Source organism: Flavobacterium sp. XS2P24 (genome assembly GCF_030010285.1).
Classification (GTDB): Bacteria; Bacteroidota; Bacteroidia; order Flavobacteriales; family Flavobacteriaceae; genus Flavobacterium; species Flavobacterium algoritolerans.
Window position 1 is genome coordinate 1 of sequence record NZ_JASCRU010000050.1, and the last position, 6,176, is coordinate 6,176.

The following is a 6,176-nucleotide window of genomic DNA, read 5'->3' on the forward strand; positions in this document are numbered from 1 at the left end:
CAATTATACCTAAACGAGTTCGTTTACAAGCTTAACAGACGGTATTTTGAGGAAAAATTATTCGATAGGCTAGTAATAGCAAGTATTACAGAATTATGACTAAAAACGGACAATCAAAAAATTCTTAAATGAAACCTTTGGAACAGGAGGAAAAACGGCAAGTTTTACCGCTGCTAATAATGCAACAACAACCTATTGTTATGAAGACGGAATTGTAGGCACTAATACAACCGAATGTCCTAGTCAATCAACTTGGATACTGGACGATGGTGAGTACACAGTAGTCTCTAAAATAACCGGAACAATTGCTAGCCATCCTGAAAATATTCATGGGGATTTAGCATGGTATAACGGCGAAGACCATACCACAGGAGATACTAGTGGGAGGATGGCTGTTTTTAATGCAAGTTTTACTCCAGGCACATTTTATGAAACAACTATTACAGGAATCTTGTCAAATCTACCTATAACCTATAGTTTCTGGGTATTAAACATTATGGCACCCTCAACTTTCCCTGGTTCAATTTTACCCAATGTGACAGTAGAATTTTATGATTTATCAAACAATCTTCTTACGACTTTCAACACAGGAGATATCGGCAGATGCTCAGGAAGCATCACAGATAATAGTTGTGCTCAAGGAGTCTGGAAACAATTCACCACTAGTGTCAATCTAGGAAATGTAAATGCTTTTACCATTCGTTTTAAAAATAATGCTCCTGGTGGTGGCGGTAATGATCTTGCGTTGGATGACATTCTAATTTCACAAACTTTATGCGATTTAGACCATGATGGCGTTGCGGATATGTTCGATTTAGATGCCGATAATGACGGCATTGAAGATGTTATTGAAGCTGGCCTAGGAAGCTTGAGTAATGCTAAAGGAAAAATTGATGTTACTTGGTTCGATACCAACGGAAATGGACTTCATGATAGTATTGAATCAGTAGCTGCATTACCCGCATTAGATTCTGATGGTGATGGTGTTCCAAATTATATCGATTTAGATAGCGATAATGACAGTCTTTTTGATGTTGATGAGTCTGGAGCCGGAAATACAAATGCCGTTTCCGGATATCAAAATGGTGATGGTGATATCAATGGTGATGGTGTTGGCGATGGAATTGATTCAGAAACATTCAGAAGTAAAGACATCAATGGAGACGGAATAACAGAAGGTTTTGGCGACGGAATATTAGACATGTATGACTATGGTACCGGAGTGACATTTAATACACAATATGGAAATTCAGGACAAGGAATTGCAACTGCAAATCCTGCCACAACTTATTTAAAAGACACAGATGCAGATGGAATCCCTGATTATTTAGATCTCATGTCCAATGGAAGCACATTTGATATTGCTAACACATTATTAATCTATGATTACAAAACTTTAGACACTAATAATAATGGAATTATTGACGGTACAACGGATATTGATAAAGACGGAATACTAGACATTTTTGATACCAATACGACTTCTTTTGGGTCTCCAAGAGACATCCGCACAAAATTATTTCTAGATTTTGACGGACGAAATGATTATGGTCAAAGTACAGCAATTCTTGGTGGTTTAGCCAATGCATCACTCATGGCATGGATTAATTTAAACCCTGCATTTTCATCGGAAGGAGTTATAGTGGGACAAAATAATTTCCAAATACGAATTACTGCCGGCAAGAAATTAGAAGCTGTTGTTAATGGAACATCAGTTCTTTTTAACACCACTTTAAATGTATCACAGTGGTACAATGTTGGCGTAATCTATGACGGATCAAATATTAAACTCTATTTAAATGGTGCTTTGGTGACAAGTCAAGCTAAAACAGGAAGTATTCCAGCTGATGCATCACTCTTTACTTTAGGAAAAGATCCTAGCAGTAATACAAAATATTTTAAAGGAAAAATAGATGAAGTAAGAGTATTTAATTTGGCTTTGACCGAATCTCAATTACAAAGAATGGACTACCAAGAAATTCAAGATGTTAATTCACAAATTAGAGGTATGATAGTTCCAAAAAACGTAGCCTCCTCTCCTATTTCTTTGCCTTTTACTAATTTGCTTCGCTATTACAGAATGGATAATTACAAGGATGATATCATTGATGACCTAACAACTCCTGCAATTGATATCATTGGAACAAAAATATACAACCATAAAAACATTCATGTTCAACAAGCACCAATGCCATTTTTAACGGAAAGAAATGGAAGTTTTGCAACAGCAGTAAACAGCCCTACAAAAGAAATAAGAGGTGAAGATATTATGGAACAAGACTGGTCGATTGTGCATGTAAAACACGACATTACAGAAACGGCTAACACTATTGATTTAGGAATGCTGGTAGATACAGGAAAAAATATCATAATGAACAATGATACCAAAATACAAAATGATTGGTACTTAAAATTAGATGGAAAAATTGATTTAGTTGGGATGTCACAATTGGTGCAAACTGTAGAAAGTGATTTAGACGTTACAAGCTCCGGGCAAATTGAAAGAGATCAAAAAGGGCAATCTAATCTATACAATTATAATTATTGGAGCTCTCCAGTCAGTCCAATAAATACAACAACAAATAACACCGACTATACAGTATCTGGCAGTTTGAAAGATGGAACAAATCCTCTGGCACCTATAGCAATAAATTGGATTGGCGGCTATGACGGAGCTCCAACATTCCCTGTAAGCTTAGCCAGATATTGGCTTTATAAATTTGATGATTATACCAATGCTTATGCTAATTGGGTACAAATAACTGAAAATGATCCGATACGAGTAGGGCAAGGATTCACTTTAAAAGGAAGTGGTGGTGCATTAGGAACTCAAAACTATACTTTCATTGGAAAACCAAATAATGGATCAATAACAACAAATACTGTAGGTGATGATCAACTGTTATTAACTGGTAATCCTTATCCATCAGCGCTGGATGCCGAAGCTTTCATAACAGCTAATATAAATTCAAATCCCTCCACAGATGGAACATTATACTTCTGGGAACATTATGACAGTAACAACACCCATATTTTACGCGATTATCAAGGAGGTTATGCCGTTAGAAATTTAACTGGAGGATTAGCCCCATCAGCGGCAGGCGTTGATTTTATCAGTCAGTCAGGAACTCCGTCAAGAGGTATTCCTAACCGCTATATTCCAGTTGGGCAAGGCTTTTTTGTAAATGGAAAAATTGGTTCTGGAGGAACGGTTATTTTTAACAATAGCCAAAGGGGTTTTCATAAAGAAAATGACGCTTTGAACTCAAATGTGATGTACAAAACTACATCCAGTAAAGAGAAAGCATGGAATAACAATGATAATGATGTAGTAATAAATGATACTTATAAAAAAATTCGATTGGGATTCAATTCCCATAATGACCATCACAGACAGGTGTTGTTAGGATTTATGGATGAAAAAGCGACCAGTGAAATGGATCACGGTTATGACGGTTTAAATATCGATGACTTCCCAAATGATATGTATTTTTTGAATGGGGAAAATCAATTGGTAATTCAAGGTGAAGGATTTTTTGACCTAGATGCTTCCTACCCTATCGGTGTAAAAACGGATGCTGCGGAAAAAGTAAAATTCATGATTGATGCTTTAGAAAACTTTGATGCAAACCAGCCTATTTTTCTATACGATGATGAGACTAAAATATACCATAATATCCGAAATGAAGCTTTTGAAATCAATCTTGCAAATGGCGAGCACCATTCTCGTTTTTCATTACGATTCAAAGACAAAACATTAGGTCTTAATGATGGAACTAGTATTGATGATGAAATAAAAATAGCCCATTCACAAAGTAAAAACACCATAATAATCAGTAATAAAGCAATAGACACAACTGTTGAAGAAGTGACTTTATTCAATATTATTGGACAATCAATCACCACTTGGAAAATTGAAAATCAAGGGCAACATGACATACAGCTTCCAATCAAAAAAATAAGCTCAGGAGTGTATATTGTAAAACTAAAAACTTCCAAAGGAGCGCTTAGCAAAAAAATAATTATCAAATAATTTCTAGTTTAATACACTTCAAAAAGAGAAAACTGTCTGCAAAGGCAGTTTTTTTTATATCTAAATCAATCCTGAAATAAGAAAAAAAGTAAACCTCGGAAATTATTTTTTTAAAACAAGTAGTTTATCGGGAGATAAAATCCTTTTATCGAAAAAAGGATTCTTTTCGGCAAAAAACCATTATAAATACTTAATTTTAAGATTATTAAGTATCGGAAACCAAAAAAAACAATATATATAATCCGAATAAAATCATAGCTGTTGTCATTTTTGAATATCAATTCTAAAATAAAACATAGAGAATAACAACCGCTTGATTCATTTTTTCATTGCAAATAATACCACTACAATAAACTTTATTTAACTTCTGTAAACGTCATAGATAATTTTCTAAATCCGGTTTACAAAATCATTAATTGTTTGATTAAAAAGTGTGCCTATTATGAAAAAAAACTACTCTAGATTCAATATAAATTCATTTTTTGTATTAATAAATTCGAAAACTTCTCTTTTGTTTTTTCTGATTGCTTTTCTGTTCAGTATTGATAGTTTTGCCCAATCCATATCGAGTTTTAATCCAATTAACGCCTGTAATAATTCTGGCGATTCAGTTATCATTACTGGAAATAATTTTACCGGAGCGACTTCAGTCTCCTTTAATGGTGTGGCTGCGACTTCTTTTACTGTCGATAATGACTCCCAAATAACTGCAATACTGAGCGCAAGTGCCTCAACTGGATTTATTTCAGTAGTTACCCTTTTAGGAACTGCAACGAGTACCGGTGTTTTCACAGTAGATTCACCACCAACTGCAATTGCAGGAGGATCACAAACCATTTGCTCGAATGCAACGGCAACCGTAAGTGGTGCTTCCGCAACAAACGGAACAATCCTATGGACTGAAAACGGAGCAGGAACTATTACCGCAGGCGCTACAACACTAACGCCCACTTATACCCCAACTGCTGCCGATGCTGGAAATTCTGTTACTTTAACAATGACGGTAACCAGCAATAATTCCTGCGCACCACAAACTCAAATTGCAACATATACAGTAATTGTAAATCCGTTACCAACTGCAACTGCTGGTGGAACACAAACCATTTGTTCGAATGCAACGGCAACGGTAAGTGGTGCTTCTGCTACAAACGATACAATCCTATGGACTGAAAACGGAGCAGGAAATATAACTGCAGGCGCTACAACACTAACGCCTACTTATACACCAACTACTGCCGATGCAGGAACTTCTGTTACTTTGACAATGACTGTAACCAGCAACAATGCCTGCGCACCACAAACTCAAACGGCAACATACACAGTAATTGTAAATCCGTTACCAACTGCAATTGCAGGAGGATCACAAACCATTTGTTCAAATGCAACGGCAACAGTAAGTGGTGCTTCCGCTACAAACGGAACAATCTTATGGACTGAAAACGGGGCAGGAAATATAACCGCAGGAGCTACAACGCTAACGCCTACTTATACCCCAACTGCTGCCGATGCGGGAACCTCTGTTACTTTGACAATGACGGTAACCAGCAACAATGCCTGCGCACCACAAACTCAAACGGCAACATACACAGTAATTGTAAATCCGTTACCAACTGCAACTGCTGGTGGAACACAAACCATTTGTTCGAATGCAACTGCAACCATAAGTGGTGCTTCTGCTACAAACGGAACAATCCTATGGACTGAAAACGGGGCAGGAACAATTACCGCAGGAGCTACAACACTAACGCCCACTTATACCCCAACTGCTGCCGATGCAGGAAATTCTGTTACTTTGACAATGACGGTAACCAGCAACAATGCCTGCGCACCACAAACTCAAACGGCAACATACACCGTAATTGTGAATCCTTTGCCAATAGCAATTGCCGGAGGATCACAAACTATTTGTTCGAATGCAACTGCAACCATAAGTGGTGCTTCTGCTACAAACGGAACAATCCTATGGACTGAAAACGGGGCAGGAACAATTACCGCAGGAGCTACAACACTAACGCCCACTTATACACCAACTGCTGCCGATGCAGGAAATTCTGTTACTTTGACAATGACGGTAACCAGCAACAATGCCTGCGCACCACAAACTCAAACGGCAACATACACCGTAATTGTGAATCCTTTGCCA

General features: G+C 37.1%; 2 protein-coding genes and 1 pseudogene. All 3 read left to right on the forward strand.

Annotated elements, in window-relative coordinates; translation table 11 throughout:
- A pseudogene (locus QLS31_RS15895) lies at window positions 1-99 on the forward strand (IS1595 family transposase); the annotation flags it as partial.
- Window positions 100-388: 289 nt separating this feature from the next.
- Window positions 389-4,033 (forward strand): LamG-like jellyroll fold domain-containing protein, encoded by a 3,645-nt coding sequence (locus QLS31_RS15900; protein WP_282744657.1) that lies wholly within the window; start codon window positions 389-391, stop codon window positions 4,031-4,033.
- A 442-nt stretch (window positions 4,034-4,475) separates the two neighbouring features.
- Window positions 4,476-6,176: hypothetical protein (locus QLS31_RS15905; protein ID WP_282744658.1), on the forward strand; the 1,701-nt coding region annotated here is incomplete at its 3' end.

Coding starts and splice junctions, on each gene's coding strand:
- QLS31_RS15900 (WP_282744657.1), top strand. CDS start 389: ATGGCTGTTTTTAATGCAAGTTTTACTCCAGGCACATTTTATGAAACA.